General features: G+C 60.1%; 14 protein-coding genes. 11 read left to right on the forward strand and 3 right to left on the reverse strand.

All coding sequences use genetic code 11. From position 1 onward, the window contains the following. Positions 1-141: 141 nt before the first annotated feature. The 3 genes from AC1DCP_RS13165 to AC1DCP_RS13175 form a co-directional block, all read right to left on the reverse strand. The gene (locus AC1DCP_RS13165) at positions 142-1914 is read right to left on the reverse strand and encodes an SLC13 family permease (protein ID WP_003516208.1); all 1773 of its coding nucleotides are present in this window, start codon (positions 1912-1914) and stop codon (positions 142-144) included. Positions 1915-2146: 232 nt separating this feature from the next. Further along, on the reverse strand, positions 2147-2905 hold the full coding sequence (locus tag AC1DCP_RS13170; RefSeq protein ID WP_003516210.1) for a TerC family protein: 759 nt from the start codon (positions 2903-2905) through the stop codon (positions 2147-2149). Positions 2906-3087: 182 nt separating this feature from the next. Then, entirely contained in the window at positions 3088-3774 is a 687-nt protein-coding gene (locus AC1DCP_RS13175; protein ID WP_333704649.1) for a TetR/AcrR family transcriptional regulator, read from the reverse strand. Between the two features lie 160 nt (positions 3775-3934). Here AC1DCP_RS13175 and AC1DCP_RS13180 point away from each other — a divergent pair, with 160 nt between their 5' ends. The 11 genes from AC1DCP_RS13180 (at position 3935) to AC1DCP_RS13230 (ending at position 19723) form a co-directional block, all read left to right on the forward strand. Further along, entirely contained in the window at positions 3935-5140 is a 1206-nt protein-coding gene (locus AC1DCP_RS13180; RefSeq protein ID WP_019566960.1) for an HlyD family secretion protein, read from the forward strand. 30 nt (positions 5141-5170) lie between these two features. After that, positions 5171-6754, forward strand: a complete 1584-nt coding sequence (locus AC1DCP_RS13185; RefSeq protein WP_333704650.1) for a DHA2 family efflux MFS transporter permease subunit — start codon at positions 5171-5173, stop codon at positions 6752-6754. A gap of 368 nt (positions 6755-7122) precedes the next feature. Then, positions 7123-8145, forward strand: coding sequence for a LacI family DNA-binding transcriptional regulator (locus tag AC1DCP_RS13190; protein WP_025595052.1), 1023 nt, complete (start codon positions 7123-7125; stop codon positions 8143-8145). 103 nt (positions 8146-8248) lie between these two features. Next, positions 8249-9703 (forward strand): xylulokinase, encoded by a 1455-nt coding sequence (gene xylB, locus AC1DCP_RS13195; protein ID WP_111842248.1) that lies wholly within the window; start codon positions 8249-8251, stop codon positions 9701-9703. Between the two features lie 241 nt (positions 9704-9944). Next, positions 9945-11255, forward strand: coding sequence for a xylose isomerase (gene xylA / locus AC1DCP_RS13200; protein ID WP_003516221.1), 1311 nt, complete (start codon positions 9945-9947; stop codon positions 11253-11255). Between the two features lie 771 nt (positions 11256-12026). Then, a complete protein-coding gene (locus tag AC1DCP_RS13205) occupies positions 12027-13406 on the forward strand; it encodes a GH1 family beta-glucosidase (RefSeq protein ID WP_025595048.1) in 1380 nt (459 codons plus the stop codon). A gap of 372 nt (positions 13407-13778) precedes the next feature. Then, a complete protein-coding gene (locus tag AC1DCP_RS13210) occupies positions 13779-14408 on the forward strand; it encodes an NAD(P)H-dependent oxidoreductase (protein WP_003516226.1) in 630 nt (209 codons plus the stop codon). 292 nt (positions 14409-14700) lie between these two features. Beyond that, positions 14701-15801, forward strand: a complete 1101-nt coding sequence (locus tag AC1DCP_RS13215) for a methionine ABC transporter ATP-binding protein (RefSeq protein WP_013762329.1) — start codon at positions 14701-14703, stop codon at positions 15799-15801. Further along, entirely contained in the window at positions 15791-16459 is a 669-nt protein-coding gene (locus AC1DCP_RS13220) for a methionine ABC transporter permease (protein ID WP_333704653.1), read from the forward strand. The genes AC1DCP_RS13215 and AC1DCP_RS13220 overlap by 11 nt, the downstream gene beginning before the upstream one ends. A 38-nt stretch (positions 16460-16497) precedes the next feature. Further along, positions 16498-17277 (forward strand): MetQ/NlpA family ABC transporter substrate-binding protein, encoded by a 780-nt coding sequence (locus AC1DCP_RS13225; RefSeq protein ID WP_003516232.1) that lies wholly within the window; start codon positions 16498-16500, stop codon positions 17275-17277. Between the two features lie 196 nt (positions 17278-17473). Next, complete coding sequence (locus tag AC1DCP_RS13230; protein WP_003516234.1) at positions 17474-19723, forward strand: bifunctional diguanylate cyclase/phosphodiesterase; 2250 nt, start codon at positions 17474-17476, stop codon at positions 19721-19723. Positions 19724-19803 lie beyond the last annotated feature (80 nt).

A 19803-nucleotide genomic window follows, 5' to 3' on the forward strand; every position in this document is an offset into this window, starting at 1 on the left:
AATGCGGCGGGAAAGGGTGCGGAAAGGCGTGTTGAACGCACTTTTGCATATTTCCGTTCGGCATCGGCTTAGGCCATATTATGCCGCAGGCGTCAAGGAAATATGGCGCTTGCGCTGTCTTCCCCCGGACGTAAACCGCCCCTAATTCACCGGCCAGACATAAAGCAGCATCGGAATGCTGGCAATGACGATCATGATCGACAGCGGCAGTCCAAGGCGCGGATAATCGCTGAACCGATAACCGCCCGGACCCATGACCAACGTGTTGCACTGGTGGCCGATGGGCGTGAGGAAATCGCAGCCGGCGCCGATCGCCACCGCCATCAGAAAGGCCTCCGGCCGAAAGCCGAGCGTGGTGGCGAAACCGGCGGCGATGGGTGCCATGACCAACACGGTTGCAGCATTGTTGAGGAAGGGCGTTACCGCCATGGCGGTCAACAGGATCATGCCGAGTGCTGCGAAGGGCGGCAGTCCTTGTGCGGCATGGCCGAGCCAGGCGGCGATCAGCTCGCTGGCGCCGCTGGTGCGCAGACTGTCGCTGACGGGAATGAGGGCGGCGAGCATGACGAGGATCGGCCCGTCGATCGATTTATAGACTTCGGTGAGCGGTATCGCGCCGACGACGATCATCAGGAAGGCGGCGGCGAAAAAGGCGACGGATACCGGCACCAGCCCGCTGCCGGCGGCAATCATGGCCGCGGCAAGCACGATGACGGGCAAAAGCGCGCGGCGCTGCACCCCAAGCAGGATTTCCCGCTGCGCCAGGGGCAGCAGCGAAAATTCCTGCAATACCTGTGGCAGGTTCTTGCGGCTGCCCTGCAGGAGAATGACGTCGCCCGCCTGCAATGTCAGGTCGGAGAGCCGCTGGCTTACGCGCTGGCCACGACGGCTCACTGCAATCAGATTGACGCCGCGGGTGTAGGACAGCGCCAGTTCGCGCGCGGAAATCCCGTTGAGAACGGATTCGTTGCTGATAACCGCTTCCATGGAAATAAGGTCAGCGGTCTTCTGGCCGTTCTCGGTGAGCGGCTTGCCTGACAGCAGCAGCTTGGCCTGCGAGACGATGCGGTCGAGGCCCTCCGGGTTGCCTTCGAGAAGAATGGTGTCGCCCGGCTTCAGATTGACATCGGGGAAGGGGGAGATACGCCGGGGCCCGCGCAGGATCGTGCTGGCGATTACGTCGCCATCCGCCTGTTTCAACAGCTCCCGCAGCGGCTTGTCGGCGTAGGTGCTGTCGGCGGGAAGCGTCGCTTCGGCGGTATAGGCCGACTGGTCCAGAATATCCTCCATCGATGCCTGCTGGCGGTTGCGCACCGGCAGCAGGCGGTAACCGAAGGTCAGGAAGATGATGCCGATCACGGTCAGCCCGGCACCGACCGGGGTGAAATCGAACATCGAGAAGCTCTGCCCGGTCATTTCCTCACGCAGCCTGGAAACGACGATGTTGGGCGAGGTGCCGATCTGCGTCATAAGCCCGCCCAGAAGGGCGGCGAAGGCCATGGGCATCAGATAATAGGAAACAGGGCTGCCGGATTTGCGGGCGAACTGGAAAGCAACCGGCATCATGATGGCAAGCGCGCCGATGTTCTTGATGAAGGCCGACATGATGGCGACGACGATCATCAGAAAGGCCAGTTGCAGGGTTTTGGAGTGCATCTCCGGAAAATATTTCTTGATCGTCATATCGACGACCCCTGAACGCGCCACGGCCGAACTGACGATCAGCGCGCTGCCGACGATGATGACGATATCGTCCGAGAAACCGGAGAACGCCTTGTCGAAAGGCACAACCCCAACCGCCACCGCCACCAGCAACGCGCTGCACGCGACCACATCATAGCGGAACCTGTCCCATATGAACGCGACCATCATGCCGGCGATGACGGTAAAGGCGAGGATCTGGTCGGTCGTCATGCTTGCTTATGCTTTCGAAGGAGAGACGGCGGGACGGACTCTTCCGGTAGGGATGTCGAAGAACGCGAGGCGGGGCATGCGGTTCCGACTGGCCGGCGCTTTCCACACGTTCGCGTCATACTGGCCTTGAGTCGGAATCCAGCCGCCGCGCGTCGGCGCGGCGGGAAGTGTTCAGCCCAAGGGCTTGGGCTGAAGGGATGCCGGATCAAGTCGGGCTGACGGGTCGGGGCAATCAGTGCGGTTTGGCCGCCTGTGCTTTCTTGCGCTGTCTGGCGTTACGCGCCAGCATGTTGAGCAGTTCCACCAGCGCTGAAAACGCCATGGCGGCATAGACGTAGCCCTTGGGAACATGGAAGCCCATGCCTTCGGCGATCAGAGTGGTGCCGATCATCATCAGGAAGGCGAGTGCCAGCATGACGATGGTGGGGTTGCGCTCGATGAAGTTGGCGAGCGGCGTTGCGGCGAGCAGCATCACCGCAACGGCAAAGATCACGGCCACGATCATGATCGGCAGATGCGGTGTCATGCCAACGGCGGTGATGATGCTGTCCACAGAGAACACGAGGTCGAGCAGCAGGATCTGGCCGATGGCGGCGCCGAAATTCATTGCAACCGGGCCGCCCACCATGTCTTCCTTGTGATCTTCAGGATCGACATTGTGGTGGATTTCCTTGGTAGCCTTCCACATCAGGAAGAGACCGCCGGCGATGAGGATCATGTCCTTCCACGAGAAGGCGTGGCCGAAGATTTCGAAGACCGGCGTGGTGAGCTGCACGATCCAGGCCACAGTGCCGAGAAGGCCGAGGCGCATGATTAAGGCAAGCCCGATGCCGATCTTGCGGGCTTTTTCGCGCTGTTCAGGCGGAAGCTTGTTGGTGAGGATCGAGATGAAGATCAGGTTGTCGATGCCAAGCACGACCTCCATGACGATCAGGGTGACCAGCGCCACCCAGGCAGCGGGGTCGGACAGAAGAGGGAGAACGGACTCCATCAGGGAATTTTTCCTTTCAGCAACAAGGCCACCCGAAACATTCGGTTCGTGGAATTTATAGCGCAATACGCGAGAAACAAGGAGACCGCGCCTGTGATAGGCAAGATTTCATCGAAATTTCGCGCAAACCGCGTATCAGGCCCCGTGCCGTTGCCGGTCCGGTCGCCCGTTGCTGAATGATTTCAGGCCTTGTCGGTTCCGTAAGCCGCCATGAACACCATGATGGCGCTGTCGATCACCCTGTCCAGCTCCTCTTCGGGAACCGGACCTTCGAGTTCTCCGAACAGGCGCAGCTTGAAGAAAGTTCCCGTGGAAAGCTCGATATATTGCCGGGCGGCAAGTTCGACGTCATCGACCTTGAGATGGCCGAGCGAGACCTGATGCTCGATGAAATCCTGAAGAACGGTGCGCACGTTGTTGGGTGCTGCGATGAAGAAACGCTGCGCCAGCTTCGGCATGCGGTCGATGACGCCGATCACCGAGCGCATGGCCGGTATCATTTCGGAGCAGATCATCTTGTTGGCGAAGGCCTTGCCGAACTGTTTCAGGCCGTCGCGCACCTCTTCGGTGCCGGCCAGAATGTTGCGCATGGAGGTCGCGAATTCCTGCCGGTGATGATCGACAAGGGCGGCGAACAGGTCTTCCTTGTTGGAGAAATAGACATAGATCGTTCCCTTGGAAACGCCGGCTTCCCGCGTGATGTCGTTCATGCTGGCGGCATCGAAGCCCTTGCGCTTGAACACGCGCCAGGCGCCGGCAACAATCTGCTCACGCTTGGCCGGGTCTTCGCCCGCAGCAAAACGCCCGGCGGGGTTTCCCGGACAGCCCGTTTCGGTTTCCGTCTCCATATCCATGTCTTTACCTGCCATCGTTACCGGTTCCTAGCACTGCAATGGCGTAAAAAAAATTAACCGAACGTCGAACCAATCAGTTCGATTACGCTTGATATGTGTCAGGAAAGGGATTATGTCAATCGAACCGAACGGTTCAGTTCGAAAAACTTTCTTCAATTTATCACGGTACAATCTCATGTCGGCCCAGAAGAATAGCGCGGTTCGCGCCGTCAACGATGCGGAAGAGGCGGACGTTTCCGCCAAGGCTGAGACCTCTCCGGCAAAGCCGGTGGAGGCCCCGCCGCAACAGCCGCCACAGACAATTGCCGCACCTAAGAAGAAGAAGCGTTCGCCGCTTCTGCCGATCTTTGCGATCGCCCTTCTCGCTGGCGCTGGCTGGTACGGTTATAATTGGTGGATCGACGGTCGCTTCATGGTTTCGACGGATGACGCCTACATTCAGGGTGATATCGCGGTCATCGCGCCCAAGGTTTCGGGTTACATCGCCAAGGTGAACGTTGTCGAAAACCAGGAAGTCAAGGCGGGTGATCCGCTGGTCACTCTGGATGACGGCGACTATCGCATCGCGCTTGAACAGGCCGACGCGCAGATCCGCACCGAGGAACTGTCGCTGAAGCGCATCGATGCGCAGATCATCGGCGGCGAGGCAGCGCAGGAACAGGCCGTTGCCCAGAAGGGCGCTCTGGATGCGGCCCTTCGCGGCGCGGAAATCACCCAGAAGCGCGCCACCGAATTGCAGGCGAAAGATGTCGGCACCGTTGCCGCTTCCGACAGCGCGCAGGTCGCGCTCGATCAGGCCAGGGCGAATGTCGTAGCCGGCGAGGCGGCGATCTCGTCCGCGAAAGCCAATGTCGAGCTTCTTCGCGCCCAGCGCGAGGAAGCCGAAAGCACCATCCGTTCGCTGCAACTTTCCAAGGACAAGGCGGCCCGCGATCTGGCCTTCACCGTGCTGAAAGCGCCTTATGACGGCGTTATAGGCAATCTGGCGGTGCAGACGGGCGATCTCGTTTCGGTCGGCAAGCGCCTTGCTTCGCTGGTGCCGTTGAACGAGCTTTATATCGACGCCAATTTCAAGGAAACGCAGCTGGCCCGCGTGGTGCCCGGTTCGAAGGTCCGCGTCCATGTGGATGCTTTCGACGACGAGACCATTGAGGGCACGGTCCAGTCGATCTCGCCCGGTTCCGGTTCGGTCTTCTCGATGCTGCCGCCGGAAAACGCCACGGGTAACTTCACCAAGGTCATCCAGCGCGTACCGGTGCGTATCGTCTTCTCAAAGGAAGATCTCGCCAAGCACAATCTGCGTGCGGGCCTGAGCGTCGTCGTTGATGTGGATACCCGCACGGCGCCGGAAAACACGAAAACGGCGCACGTTAACCCATAGGCCAACCAGGGCGTCGTTGAGGGCAAGATCATGGCGGCTACGGTTGTCGGCACAGGCGGGGTATCTGTCCCCGTCGATCCACCCATGGACAAGCGCAGGCTCATCGCGTTCTTCGCGATGGTCTTCGGCATGTTCATGTCCATTCTCGATATTCAGATCGTCTCCGCCTCGCTTGCGGAAATCCAGGCAGGTCTCGGGGCGGGCTCCGACGAGATCGCCTGGGTGCAGACATCCTATCTGATCGCAGAAGTCATCATGATCCCTCTGTCGGGCACGCTGGCGCGCATCCTGTCCACGCGCGTGCTGTTTGCCACCTGCGCCGCCGGCTTCACCCTGTCGAGCGCGCTCTGCGCCACCGCAACCAATATCGACCAGATGATCGTCTACCGGGCGATCCAGGGCTTTATCGGCGGCGGCATGATCCCGTCGGTCTTTGCGGCCGCCTTCACCATTTTCCCGCCCTCCAAGCGTTCGGTCGTCTCGCCGATCATCGGTCTCGTCGCCACGCTTGCGCCCACCATCGGTCCCACGGTCGGCGGTTATCTTTCCAATGCCTTCTCCTGGCACTGGCTGTTCCTCGTCAACATCATTCCCGGCATCATCGTCACCATCCTGACATGGAGCCTGATCGATTTCGACAAGCCTGAAACCTCGCTCTGGAAGAAGTTCGACTGGTGGGGGCTGATCTCCATGGCCGTCTTCCTCGGCTCTCTGGAATACGTGCTGGAAGAGGGGAACAACAAGGACTGGTTCAACGACGAGCATATCGTCATCGGTTCGGTGGCCATGGTCATCGGTGCGGTGGTGTTCTTCTGGCGTGCCTTCAAGGTGGACTTCCCCGTTGTGGACATCCGCGCCTTTGCGGACCGAAATTTCTCCATCGGCTCGCTGTTTTCCTTCGTGATGGGCATAGGGCTTTACGGGCTGACCTATCTCTACCCGCTCTATCTCGGTCGCGTGCGCGGTTATGATGCGCTGATGATCGGCGAGACCATGTTCGTTTCCGGTCTTGCCATGTTCTTCACCGCGCCGATTGCCGGCAAGGTGTCCACCAAGCTCGATCCGCGCATCATGATGGCCATCGGCTTCATCAGCTTCGGTTGCGGCACGTGGATCATGACGCATGTGACCACCGACTGGGATTTCTACGAGCTGCTGATCCCGCAGATCCTGCGCGGTTTCGGACTGATGATGTGCATGGTGCCGATCAACAACATCGCGCTCGGCACGCTTCCGCCCGCGCGCATCCGCAATGCCTCGGGCCTGTTCAACCTCACCCGCAACCTCGGCGGCGCGGTTGGCCTTGCCGTCATCAACACCCTGCTGTCGCAGCGCACCGACGATCATTATGTGCGGCTGGCGGAACATGTCAGCTATTCCAATCCACAGGCGCTGGAGTGGCTGAACAATGTCGGCGCGAACTATGATTCTTACGGGCTGGACGGTGCTTCCGTCGCGATCAAGAAGCTGGTCGGCATGGTCTCGCAGCAGGCGTGGATACTCGCCTTTGCGGATGTGTTCTTCGCGCTGACGCTGCTGTTCGGCAGCCTGATCTTCATGACCGTGCTGATCCAGAAACCCAAGGCAGCGCCGCCACCAGACGCGGCGCACTGAACAAAATCCCCTCCCATCCACCGCAGAGCTGGGGCCGTCGGAAATGACGGCCCCTTTTTTGTCTGGTTTGCGATACTTTTCCGTCATGCCGTCCTTGAGCCGGTATCCAGTAAGCCCAAGTCCTTGATCCAAGGCTAAAATGACGAAAGTTGTTGGTCAGCTCCGATGATCTGCAGCCTGTTGATTTTATTGACGTGCCTAAATCCTTGGGAAAAGCCGAGGGATGACGCCGGGCAAAGGCGCGTACCCGCAGTTCAGAGATTGAAATAAAGCGAAATCATCATCTTGCTGAAAATGTGAGGTACGTACATCATTTTTCGGTTTACGACGGCGGCAAAGCTGGATATTCAAATGGCACGGGAGGAAACATGAAGCCGACAGTTCACGATATCGCCGAGCGGGCGGGTGTCAGCCTTGCCACCATCGACCGGGTGCTGAACATGCGCCCCGGCGTTCACGCCGCTACTCGAGCGCGGGTAGAGGCGGCGATTGCCGAGCTTGGTTATGTGCGCGATATCGCCGCCGCCAATTTGGCCAAGGGTCGCAATTATTCACTGGTCTTCATCCTTCCCGGCAACGACAATTCCTTCATGGCGACGCTGCGAGCCGAAGTTCGTGCCGCAGCCGCCCGCGCCCATCTGGAGCGCACGGCGATCCGCGTTATCGAGGTGCCGCCCTTCAATGCCGCGGCACTGACGGAGGCGCTGGAAGTCGCGCGGCGGGAAAAGCCGTCGGGCGTCGCCTTCGTCGCCACCGATTCTGAGGATGTTGCCGAAGCCGCAGACCGGCTGGCCGAAGATGGCATCGCCACCGTCACGCTGGTTTCCGATCTCTCCGGTTCGCGCCGCGACCATTATGCCGGCGTCGACAACGTTGCGGCCGGGCGCACGGCGGCTAGCCTCATGGGGCGCTTCCTGTCCGGGCGCGGCGGCGATATTGCGGTCGTTGCCGGCTCGATGCTGGTGCGCGACCATCGCGAACGCCTAGACGGCTTCCGCTCCGTCATCGAAAGCGAATTTCCGGACCTGCGACTATTGCCGGTCCTCGAAGGCCGGGACGATCCCGTCACCGTCGAGGCGCTGGTCGCCAAGGCGCTTGCGAGCGACGCGCTGTCCGGCATCTACAGTCTCGGCGCCGGTAATCGCGGCCTCATCCGGGCGCTCAGGGCGTCATCGGGCGAAAGGTCGCCATCCGTCATCGCCCATGAGCTCACCGAAAACACGGCCAATGCGCTGCGGGAAGGCGTGCTCGATGCCGTGCTCAACCAGGATGCAGGGCATGAGGTGCGCAGCGCCATTCGCGTGTTGAAAGCGCGCGCGGATGGTCTCGCTGTCATCGCCGCGCAGGAGCGTATCCGTATCGACATATTCCTCAGGGACAATCTGCCCTGAGGAGAGCATTTCCAGGAAAAGTGGCCGCCGGTTTTCCGTCCGGAAATGCGGTGACCCTTAAAACCGCTGAAGTGGCGCAAGGAGCGCCGGAATGGAGAATTACATGTATCTCGGTCTCGATCTTGGAACATCCGGTGTCAAAGCCCTGCTGATGGACGGCGATCAGAAGATCGTCGGCTCGGCCAACGGCTCGCTGGAGGTCTCGCGCCCGCATCACGGCTGGTCGGAACAGGACCCGGCGGACTGGATTGCCGCCACGAAAACCGCAGTCGAAGGTCTGAAGCAGAAGTTTGCGAAGGAACTCGCTGCCGTGAAAGGTATCGGCCTTTCCGGCCAGATGCATGGCGCGACGCTGATTGACGCGAGCGGCAATGTGCTGCGGCCGTGCATTCTGTGGAACGACACGCGCTCCTATGCCGAGGCTGCCGAACTCGATGCCGATCCGCGCTTCCGCAAGATCACCGGCAACATCGTATTCCCCGGCTTTACCGCACCGAAACTGGCCTGGGTGGCGAAGAACGAACCTGAAATCTTCGCGAAGGTGGCCAAGGTACTGCTGCCGAAGGATTACCTGCGACTGTGGCTGACGGGTGAATATATCTCGGAAATGTCGGATTCCGCCGGCACATCGTGGCTGGATACCGGTGCGCGCAAATGGTCTGCCGATCTTCTGGCGGCGACCGGCCTTGAAGAAAAACACATGCCGTCGCTGGTCGAAGGCACCGAGGAGGCAGGTGTGCTGCGTGCCGAGCTCGCCTCGCAATGGGGCATTGCGGGCAAGGCCGTGGTGGCCGGCGGTGCGGGTGACAATGCCGCTTCCGCCTGCGGCATGGGCACGGTGAAAGAGGGCCACGCGTTCGTTTCGCTCGGCACTTCCGGCGTGTTGTTTGCCGCCAACGCCTCCTATCTGCCGAAGCCGGAAAGCGCCGTACACGCGTTCTGCCACGCGCTTCCCAACACATGGCACCAGATGGGCGTCATCCTGTCCGCTACCGATGCACTCAACTGGTATTCGCGCCTCACCGGCAAGTCCGCAGCCGAACTGACGGGTGAACTGGGCGATGAGCTTCTGGCGCCGAGTGGCGTCACTTTCGCACCCTATCTTTCCGGCGAGCGCACGCCGCATAACGATGCCGCCATTCGCGGCTCTTTCATTGGCCTTTCGCATGAAAGTGACCGCAGGGCGCTGACGCAGGCCGTGCTGGAAGGCGTGACTTTCGCCATCCGTGACAATCTCGAAGCGCTGAAGTCGGCCGGCACCTCCATTTCCCGCGTCACCGCCATCGGCGGCGGTTCGCGCTCGGCCTATTGGCTGGCCTCGATCGCGACTTCGCTCGGTGTGCCCGTGGATATTCCGGCCGAGGGCGATTTCGGCGCCGCTTTCGGCGCCGCCCGCCTCGGTCTCATCGCTGCAACAGGTGCAGATCCGGTTGCAGTCTGCACGCAGCCGGAAACGGCGCGGACGATCGAGCCGGTGGTGGCGCTTGGCGATGCTTATGAGGAGGCTTACCAGCGGTATCACGCGCTTTATCCCGCCATTCGGCCGCTTTCGCATTGAGGTTTTGCGTGCGCCGTTCACCCCTCTCTGCCCTGCCGTGCATCTCCCCCACAATGGGGGAGATCGACAAGCGGCTAGGTCACGTCCTCCTGTGAGGTCGCGATCGAAGCGGTTGAGCGCAACTTGCTGATCTCCCTCCTTGTGGGGGAGATGTCCGGCAGGACAGAGGGGGGTAAGCGGCCCGCGCAGACCTCGAATTTTTGAACACCACCTAAACCCACCCCAGAGGAGGAACCATCCAATGAGCACAGGCTTCTTCGGCGATATCGCCAAGATTAAATATGAAGGCCCCGACAGCACCAACCCGCTCGCCTTCCGCCACTACAACCCCGACGAGATCGTTGCCGGAAAGCGTATGGAAGATCACCTGCGCTTTGCCGTGGCTTACTGGCACACCTTCACCTGGCCGGGCGGCGACCCATTCGGTGGGCAAACGTTCCAGCGTCCGTGGTTTGAAGACACCATGCAGGCCGCCAAGCTGAAGGCCGATGTCGCCTTTGAATTCTTCTCGCTGCTCGGTTCGCCGTTTTATTGCTTCCACGACGCCGATGTGCGTCCGGAAGGCAGGAACTTTGCCGAAAACACCAGGAACCTCAACGAGATCGTCGACTACTTCGCGCAGAAGCAGGCTGATACCGGCGTGAAGCTTCTGTGGGGCACGGCGAACCTGTTCTCCAACCGCCGCTTCATGTCGGGCGCCGCGACCAATCCGGACCCGGATGTCTTCGCATTCTCGGCTGCGACGGTGAAGACCTGCATGGATGCCACCAAGAAGCTCGGCGGCGCCAATTACGTGCTATGGGGCGGTCGTGAAGGTTACGAAACGCTGCTTAACACCGATCTTTCGCGCGAGCTGGACCAGCTCGGCCGCTTCCTCAATCTGGTTGTGGAATACAAATACAAGATCGGTTTCGAAGGCACGATCCTGATAGAGCCAAAGCCGCAGGAGCCGACCAAGCACCAGTACGACTACGACGTCGCAACCGTTTATGCGTTCCTGCAGAAGAACGGTCTCGAAAAGGAAGTGAAGGTCAATATCGAGCAGGGTCACGCCATCCTCGCCGGCCATTCCTTCGAACACGAACTGGCCATGGCCAATGCCTTCGGCATTTTCGGCTCCATCGACATGAACCGCAACGATTACCAGTCTGGCTGGGATACCGACCAGTTCCCCAACAACGTACCTGAAATGGCGCTGGCCTATTACCACGTGCTGGCCGGCGGCGGCTTCACCAATGGCGGCACCAACTTCGATTCCAAGCTGCGTCGCCAGTCGCTCGATCCGCAGGACCTGCTGATCGGCCATATCGGCGGCATGGATTGCTGCGCCCGCGGTCTGAAGGCGGCGGCGAAGATGATCGAGGACGGCGCGCTGTCGAAGCCGCTTTCGGAGCGTTACGCGAAGTGGGACGCACCTGAAGCCCAGAAGATGTTGCGCGGCGAGCTGAAGCTCGAAGAAATCGCAGCGCTGGTCGAGCGTCAGGATATCAACCCCGAGCCGAAGTCCGGTCGTCAGGAATATCTGGAGAACGTCGTCAATCGTTACGTTTGACGGGCTGGTACGTTCATAAACAAAGGACGGGGGAGCATCCCCCGTCTAGAGGCTGGTTAAAGCCGCAAAACCTCTCCTCCGTCATCCTCGCGACACGCCCGAGGATGACGTCGTATCTGCGGTGTACGGCCCCCGTGCGGTCTCCGGGCCCGATGCTGCAGATAACATTCCATAAAGTGAGACTAAGAAGGTTGCGATAGCCGGATTAGGGGGCATGCTCGCCGTCTGCTGCCAAAGGCGAGAACATTTCCGCGCCACCCCTCCTTTCTTTCCAGTCACTTACCGCAAAACCTTTCCCCCGCATGTCCCCACCCGTCCATTTCGCTGCATCATTCCCCTGCAACCGGAACGGAAGGGCGATACGCGCGGCGCCTTCCGCGGACCGGCTGCCGGCATCGACAAGCGTGGTTCTGGCAAACCGCGTTCCGGAAAGGCGTCCTGCAATTGCCAGCAGCGGGAAGGGCCGATCCGGTAGGTGTCGTGAAAAGGCTGTCACCGATGGACCGGCATTCCGGTCAAACGAGGCGCGGCCCGGCAGATGCAAGACTTTCCACCACACTCAACTCCCATCCGCATTTGCCGGGCTGTCGTTTCTCCCGCCGCCGGGAAACCGTTGCGGCGACTTTCGTGTAACTAAAGCGCTTTGGATATCTTAACCGCGCTGCTGAAACGTTGCAGATTTTGCGTGCCTGCGGCTGTACCTCATTGCTGACTTGGTCTAAACCGCTCTCCATCTTTTGACGCTCGATGGATGACGAAAGGGCCTATCCGATGACCGATCACAAAGCGCTTGCAGCCCGGTTCCCCGGCGATTTCCTGTTCGGCGTGGCGACCGCCTCGTTCCAGATCGAGGGTGCCACCAAGGTTGACGGCCGCAAGCCATCCATCTGGGATGCCTTCTGCAACATGCCGGGCCATGTCTTCGGGCGCCACAATGGCGACGTTGCCTGCGATCACTATAATCGCTGGGAGGATGATCTCGATCTCATCAAGGAAATGGGTGTCGAGGCCTATCGTTTCTCCATTGCCTGGCCGCGCATCATTCCCGATGGCTTCGGTCCGATCAACGAGAAGGGGCTGGATTTCTACGACCGCCTCGTCGATGGCTGCAAGGCGCGCGGCATAAAGACCTATGCGACGCTTTACCATTGGGACCTGCCGCTGACACTAATGGGCGACGGCGGCTGGGCCTCGCGTTCCACCGCCCATGCCTTCCAGCGTTACGCCAAGACCGTCATGGCACGGCTGGGCGACCGGCTGGATGCGGTGGCGACCTTCAATGAACCCTGGTGTGCGGTTTGGCTCAGCCATCTCTATGGCATTCATGCGCCGGGCGAGCGCAACATGGAAGCAGCCCTTGCGGCCATGCACCACATCAACCTTGCCCATGGTTTCGGCGTCGAGGCGTCCCGCCATGTTGCGCCCAAGGTGCCGGTCGGACTGGTGCTGAACGCCCATTCCGTCATCCCGGCCTCCAATAGCGACGCCGACCTGAAGGCAGCTGAACGGGCATTCCAGTTCCACAACGGCGCGTTTTTCGATCCGGTCTTCAAGGGCGAATATCCGGCCGAAATGATGGAAGCCCTGGGCAGTCGCATGCCGGTGGTGGAGGCGGAAGACCTGTCCATCATCAGCCAGAAGCTCGACTGGTGGGGCCTGAATTATTATACACCGATGCGCGTTGCCGACGATGCCACCGAAGGTGCGGAATTCCCTGCCACCAAACCAGCCCCGGCCGTCAGCGATGTCAAAACCGATATCGGCTGGGAAGTCTATGCGCCGGCGCTGCATTCCCTGGTGGAGACGCTCTACGAGCGCTACGAGCTGCCCGATTGCTACATCACCGAAAATGGCGCCTGCTACAATATGGGCGTCGAAAACGGCGAGGTGGATGATCAACCCCGTCTTGACTATTACGCCGAACATCTTGGTATCGTTGCTGATCTGGTGAAGGACGGTTACCCCATGCGGGGTTACTTCGCCTGGAGCCTGATGGACAATTTCGAATGGGCGGAAGGGTACCGCATGCGCTTTGGCCTCGTGCACGTGGATTACGAAACGCAGGTTCGTACGTTGAAGAACAGCGGCAAATGGTACAGCGCGCTGGCATCGGGTTTTCCGAAGGGGAACCACGGTGTGATGAAGGGGTGAGGCTTTCTCCCTCATCCCTGTGCTTGTCACAGGGATCCAGCCAGCCCAAGTCCTTGGGCTGGGATGAGTATTTCCGCCACGCAGACGCGTGTCGGCCAGATTCCTGTGGCAAGCACAGGAATGAGGGTGGAGAGGCTGGCTCGTATGTGAACTTTACCTGCCGTATTCCCTCACCAGGAAAGTACACGATCGCTCTCCCCAATAAAGTTCTTCCACCTTACTATCAGTTTTCCAAACTTTTTTGCCAGTTACCCGGCGGTGCCTGCTTGCGCCTGCCATCCTGTCTCCTATGTCAGGCAGGCTACGCAGACGTAGCGCCTGCTGCTGCCTCATCCGGAGCGGTGCGGGCTGGTCCTCCCAGGGAAAACGAACATGCTTATCGAAAAACTCAACTGGCGTTATGCCACCAAGAAAATGGATCCTTCCAAGACTGTTGCGGAAGACAAGGTCGAGCGCATCGTCGAAGCCGCCCGGCTGGCGCCCACTTCCAGCGGGTTGCAGCCGTTCGAAGTCATCGTCGTTACCGATCCGGAAGTGCGCGCAAAGATCCGCGAGATCGCCTGGAACCAGGCGCAGGTGACTGAAGGTTCGCATCTTCTGGTGTTTGCGGCGTGGGATAACTACACGCAAGAACGGATCAACCATATGTTCGATCTGGTCAACGAAGAGCGTGGCGTCAAGAACGAGGGCTGGGAAGCGTATCGTCAGAAGCTTCTCTCCTCCTATCCGCAGCGTGATGAGCAGGTGAATTTCGAACACGCAGCCCGTCAGGCCTATATTGGTTTCGGCATGGCGGTGGCGCAGGCTGCTTTCGAGGGTGTGGATTCCACACCGATGGAAGGTTTCGATCCGGCCAAGCTGGATGAAATCCTCGGCCTGCGTGAAAAGGGCCTGCGCTCCGTCACCATCCTGCCGCTCGGATACCGCGAGCCGGAAGGCGACTGGCTGGTGAACCTGAAGAAGGTCCGCCGCCCGCTTGAGGAATTCGTCAGCCGCGTCTGATTTCCACGCACTCGCGAAGTCTTGACTGCCGCAGGGCCGCATAGACGGCGCGGTAGATTTTTTCTCTGATTTCAGATAATTGAAAAATCATCCCTGTTAAAAGATGGCGCCTGCGGGCAAGTATGCGCCATCGAATTGCCGATCCCCGGCATTTCTGAGTGAAAGCCTGACGAAATGACCCGGAAAATCAGCTGTCATCGAATGTGCCGGAAGGCTGCATGAAGAGAGCGGTTCAGCACCGCAACAGGATTTTTTGAGACCCGATCCGTCAAGATTTTTCGCAGAGTTCCCAATGAGTTTTTCATCCAACGCGACATCGCTCGCGCGCGCACCGCAGACTGCCAAGGACGCGATGGTCACGTTTGAAGGCGTGACCAAGACCTTTGGCGGCAGCGATGGCAAGCCGGGCTTCGCAGCCCTCGCCGGCATTGACTATGTCGTGCCGAAGGGTTCCATCACCGGCATCATCGGCCGCTCTGGTGCCGGCAAATCCACCCTCATCCGCCTCGCCAACGGCCTTGAAAAACCGTCGTCCGGCCGGGTGGTCGTCGACGGCGTCGATGTTGCCGCCCTTGATGAGAAGAGTCTGAGGACCCTTCGCCGTTCCGTTGGCATGATCTTCCAGCACTTCAATCTCCTGTCGTCGCGCACCGCTTTCGACAATGTGGCGCTGCCGCTAGAAATTGCCGGTCTCGGTAAAAAAGAGATCGAAACGCGGGTAACGCCGCTGCTCGAACTCGTCGGCCTTTCCGACAAGGCGAAGCGTTATCCGGCGGAACTGTCGGGTGGGCAGAAGCAGCGTGTCGGCATCGCCCGCGCGCTTGCGACGCAACCCAAGCTGCTGTTGTCGGACGAGGCGACGTCCGCGCTCGATCCGGAGACGACCCAGTCCATCCTTGAACTCTTGAAGCGCATCAATGCCGAACTTGGGCTGACAGTGCTGCTCATCACCCACGAGATGGAGGTGGTGAAGACCATCGCCTCGCAGGTCGCCGTCATCGACAGGGGCCTGATAGTGGAGGAGGGGCGCACCTTCGATATTTTCACCGCGCCGAAACACGAGACGACCCGCAGCCTGCTGTCGTCCTCGGTCGGGGTTAAGCTGCCGCACTGGGTTACATCAGGGTTGAAGCCGGAAGCGGCGGAAGGTGACCGCGTTCTCGTGCGTCTGGTGTTCTTCGGCGAAACGGCATTCCAGCCGCTGACCGCGCGTCTTGTTGCGGAAATAGGTCCTGACGTGAACATCCTTGCCGGCACCATCGAGGAAATTTCCGGCGAACCCTTCGGCTCGCTGGTTGTGTCCTATCCGGCCACGGCGGAAATCACCGCCCGCGCCGGCCGCTTTTATACTGAGACCGGTCTTCACACGGAGGTGCTGGGTTATGTCGCCTGATATGCTTTTCAACCTTCTGTCGAAGGGTCTTCTGCAAACGCTGCACATGGTCGCGGTCGCCGGCATCGTCGGATCCATCATCGGCGTGCCGATGGGCGTTTTCCTTGCCACCAGCGGCAGAGGCGAACTCTTCCCCGCGCCGATGACGAACCGCATCCTCGGCCTTGTCGTCAATGCGGCGCGCTCCACGCCCTTCATCATTCTGGTGGTGGCGATCATTCCTTTCACGCGGCTGGTCGCCGGCACTTCCATCGGCACCAGTGCGGCCATCGTGCCGCTGACGGTTGCCACCGTGCCTTTCATCGCGCGGCTGGTGGAAGCGGCGATCCGCGAGGTCGACAAGGGCCTGATCGAAGCGGCCCGCGCCATGGGCGCCACACCCTTGCAGATCGTCACCAAGGTCCTGCTTGCGGAAGCAAAGCCGGGCATCACGCTGGCGCTTACCCTCACGCTCGTCAGCCTCATCGGTTATTCGGCCATGGTCGGTGCTGTCGGCGGCGGCGGGTTGGGTGATCTCGGCATTCGCTACGGCTACCAGCGCTTCATGCCTGACGTGATGCTGGTCGTGGTGCTGGTGCTGATCGTGCTCGTGCAGCTCGTGCAGAGCGCCGGCGACCGGCTTGCCCGCAGCTTCGACAAGCGCACCCGCAAGAACTGATAAAACCGTTCAAGAACAACAAACCCAAGGAGACATCCATGAAGAAAATCATCCTCGCGGCTTCGCTCGCCGCTCTCTTTACCGCCGGTCAGGCGCTGGCCGAAACCATCAAGATTGGTGTTACACCTGCCGAGCACGCGCAGATCATGGAACAGGTCAAGAAAATCGCCGCCGCCAAGGGACTGGACATCGATATCGTCGAGTTCTCCGACTACGTCGTGCCGAACCAGGCGCTGGCAGACGGTGAGCTTCAGGCCAATTCCTTCCAGCACCAGCCTTACCTCGACAACCAGATCGCTGACCGCAAGTTCGATCTCGTCAGCGTCGGCACCACCATCACCACGCCGATGGGCGTTTATTCGAAGAAGGTGAAGAGCCTTGACGAGCTGAAGGACGGCGCGACGGTCGGTATTCCGAACGACCCGACCAATGGCGGCCGTGCGCTTCTCGTTCTCGCTTCCAAGGGTGTGCTCAAGGTCAAGGAAGAAGCCGGTCTGAAGGTAACGCCTGCCGACATCACCGAAAACCCGAAGAACATCCAGATCGTCGAACTTGACGCTGCCCAGTTGCCGCGCTCGCTGGATGACACCGACGCGTCGGTCATCAACACCAATTATGCGACCGCAGCAGGCCTGAACCCCAAGAAGGACGCCATTGCCATCGAAAGCGAAAAGTCCCCTTACGCAAACGTCATCGCCGTTCGTGCGCAGGACAAGGACAAGCCGTGGGTGAAGACGCTGGTGGAATCGTACCACAGCCCGGAAGTGAAGGCTTTTATTCTCGAGAAGTTCAACGGCACGGTCATTCCGTCCTGGTAATCCGGCCTGACACGATTGAAGTTGCAGCCTCTCCCGTTCGCGGGGGAGGTTTTTTGTTTGCGGGGCGAACGCATCCGCGGTTTTTATGAAAATCCCCCACCATTGTAGGGAGAATTTTTCTCTTTTTCACCCGTACTGTCGTTTTATACCCGTTGTTTTTTGTGGCGTCGCCACAATCCAACTTAACGGCTTTTGAATGTTTCCTTCGCAAGATGATGCTTTCGAAGGGGATTTTATGCGGATTGCGCCGCGAAACATTGGGGAATATTTGCCGGTCGGGCGTAGAACCGCCGTCGGCGTCGTATTGTCCACATTTGCGCTGGTGCTTCTCATTGTCACCGCGCTGGTCTTGTCTGCTCTGAGCCAGGTCAGGGAAAGGGCGAACTCGCTCGACAATGCCCGCTCGCGCGAGACAACGGCGGGCGCCCTTGTCACCTTCCGCGACCAGCTTGGCGCGACGCTGAACGACTACGCCGCCTGGGACGATGCCGCCGACTATGTCTACGCCCCCGACAGGTTCGACTGGGTGGCGAGCAATTATGGCGAGATGACGGTCAACAGCGATCTTTTCGATACCGCCGTCGTCCTCGACGAAGACGGCAAGGTCCGCATGGCCTACCAGAACGGCAAGCCGGTTGCCTGGAAGCCCCATGACTATTTTGCAGAAGGCCTCAAGGAGATGATCGAACGGGTTCGCTCCATGCGTCCCGGCATCGCGTCGCAGGTCACCGGTTTCGTGAAAACCCGCGACGGCGTCGCGGCTACGGGTGTCGCGCTGGTGCGGCTCAAATCCGGGGTCTTGCCTCCGGTTGGCTCCGAGCGGCGATATCTGATTTTCGCCCGTCATCTCAAACAGGCGACGGTGGACAAGCTGGCCCGCAACTACGTCATCGATGGTCTGCAACTGCAATATGGCGACGGACCGGCGACCAACCATGTGGATGTCGTCAATCCGCTTGGCGATGTGCTGGCGCGGCTCGTCTGGCGCTCCCAGCTGCCGGGGGACGTGAGCTTCCATGAGGCCCGGCCGGTCGTCTTCACGGCACTCGGCATTGCCGGAACGTTCTTTCTCGTACTTCTCATCATCGGTTCGGCGACGCTCGACCGGCTGAAGGCTGACGAAGCGGCGGCGAGGGAAGAGGCGCTGCGCGATCGTCTGAGCGGGCTCAGCAACCGCGCCGGGCTGTTTTCCAAGCTGAACCGCATGGTGGGCAAGGCCCGCCACGACAAGACCGATATCAAGCTGCTTTACCTCGATCTTGATGGTTTCAAGGAGATCAACGATTCCTACGGTCACGCTGCCGGCGATCGGCTGATCAAGGGCGTTGCGGCGGCGCTCAGGGTGCTTGTGCCGGAAGATGCCGTGCTCGCGCGGCTCGGCGGCGACGAATTCGCCATCGCCATTCAGGGCAACGACGTGTGGTCGGAAGGCCGCAAGCTCTGCCAGGCGCTGCTCGAACTGTTCACCGAGCCGTTCAGCATCGGCGAGCGGGTGGCGAGCATCGGTTGCAGCATCGGCACGTCCGTCTCCAGAGCCGGTGATATCAACGGTGAGGAACTGCTGCGCCGCGCCGACATGGCCATGTATCAGGCCAAGGAAAACGGGCGTGGGCGTTACGTCGCCTACGAGCTGAAAATGGATGCGTTGCGCGAGGAAAAGCTGCAGCTTGAGGCCGATCTGCGTTATGCCATCCTGAATGACGAGATATCGGTGGTCTACCAGCCGGTCGTCAATGCCGCCACGCGCAGTATCACCGGGGTGGAGGCGCTTGCCCGCTGGCAAAGGCCGGGATACGGCTTCGTGCCGCCGGATATCTTCATCGCCGCTGCCGAAACCAGTGGCCTTATCGAACGGCTCGGCCTTCTGGTGCTGCGCAAGGCCTGCGAGACGGCGGGTCAATGGCCCTCCATCAAGCTCTCGGTGAATATTTCACCCGTTCAGTTCCGCAATCCGGCCTTTTCCGGCAACGTGGCGGATATTCTCGCCGCCACGCAGACGCCAACCGCAAGGCTGCGGCTGGAAATGACCGAGGGCTATTTCATTCAGAATCCGGAGCGGGCAAGTGCGGCAATCGACAAGCTGAAACAGCTTGGCCTGCATATAGCGCTCGACGATTTCGGAGCCGGTTTCGCCAGCGTCGGATATCTGCGCCGCTTCGGTTTCGACCGCATGAAGATCGACCGGTCGCTGGTCATGGCCCTGGAACAGGGCGGGCGGTCGCTGGAAATGTTGCAGGCAACCGTGGCGCTTGCGAAATCTCTCGATATTCCGGTCACGGCGGAGGGCGTCGAGACCGAAGAACAGGCGGCTATCCTGCATCTGTGTGGCTGTGACGAATTGCAGGGCTACCTGTTCTCAAAACCCGTCGCCGCTGAAGAGATTACCGCCATGCTGGAGGAGCAGACGGCGCCGCTGTTTGCGCTTCGGGCAGGGGCAAAAGGGTGATCCACACTCCGTCACCCCGGACATCATCCGGGGCCCAGGGCGATCAAGTGGTTAATCGCGTAAGAGCTTTCCCACCGTGA

The sequence above is a fragment of the Agrobacterium sp. 10T429 genome, from assembly GCF_056393925.1.

Coding starts and splice junctions, on each gene's coding strand:
- AC1DCP_RS13165 (WP_003516208.1), bottom strand. CDS start 1,914: ATGACGACCGACCAGATCCTCGCCTTTACCGTCATCGCCGGCATGATG.
- AC1DCP_RS13170 (WP_003516210.1), bottom strand. CDS start 2,905: ATGGAGTCCGTTCTCCCTCTTCTGTCCGACCCCGCTGCCTGGGTGGCG.
- AC1DCP_RS13175 (WP_333704649.1), bottom strand. CDS start 3,774: ATGGCAGGTAAAGACATGGATATGGAGACGGAAACCGAAACGGGCTGT.
- AC1DCP_RS13180 (WP_019566960.1), top strand. CDS start 3,935: ATGTCGGCCCAGAAGAATAGCGCGGTTCGCGCCGTCAACGATGCGGAA.
- AC1DCP_RS13185 (WP_333704650.1), top strand. CDS start 5,171: ATGGCGGCTACGGTTGTCGGCACAGGCGGGGTATCTGTCCCCGTCGAT.
- AC1DCP_RS13190 (WP_025595052.1), top strand. CDS start 7,123: ATGAAGCCGACAGTTCACGATATCGCCGAGCGGGCGGGTGTCAGCCTT.
- xylB (WP_111842248.1), top strand. CDS start 8,249: ATGTATCTCGGTCTCGATCTTGGAACATCCGGTGTCAAAGCCCTGCTG.
- xylA (WP_003516221.1), top strand. CDS start 9,945: ATGAGCACAGGCTTCTTCGGCGATATCGCCAAGATTAAATATGAAGGC.
- AC1DCP_RS13205 (WP_025595048.1), top strand. CDS start 12,027: ATGACCGATCACAAAGCGCTTGCAGCCCGGTTCCCCGGCGATTTCCTG.
- AC1DCP_RS13210 (WP_003516226.1), top strand. CDS start 13,779: ATGCTTATCGAAAAACTCAACTGGCGTTATGCCACCAAGAAAATGGAT.
- AC1DCP_RS13215 (WP_013762329.1), top strand. CDS start 14,701: ATGAGTTTTTCATCCAACGCGACATCGCTCGCGCGCGCACCGCAGACT.
- AC1DCP_RS13220 (WP_333704653.1), top strand. CDS start 15,791: ATGTCGCCTGATATGCTTTTCAACCTTCTGTCGAAGGGTCTTCTGCAA.
- AC1DCP_RS13225 (WP_003516232.1), top strand. CDS start 16,498: ATGAAGAAAATCATCCTCGCGGCTTCGCTCGCCGCTCTCTTTACCGCC.
- AC1DCP_RS13230 (WP_003516234.1), top strand. CDS start 17,474: ATGTTTCCTTCGCAAGATGATGCTTTCGAAGGGGATTTTATGCGGATT.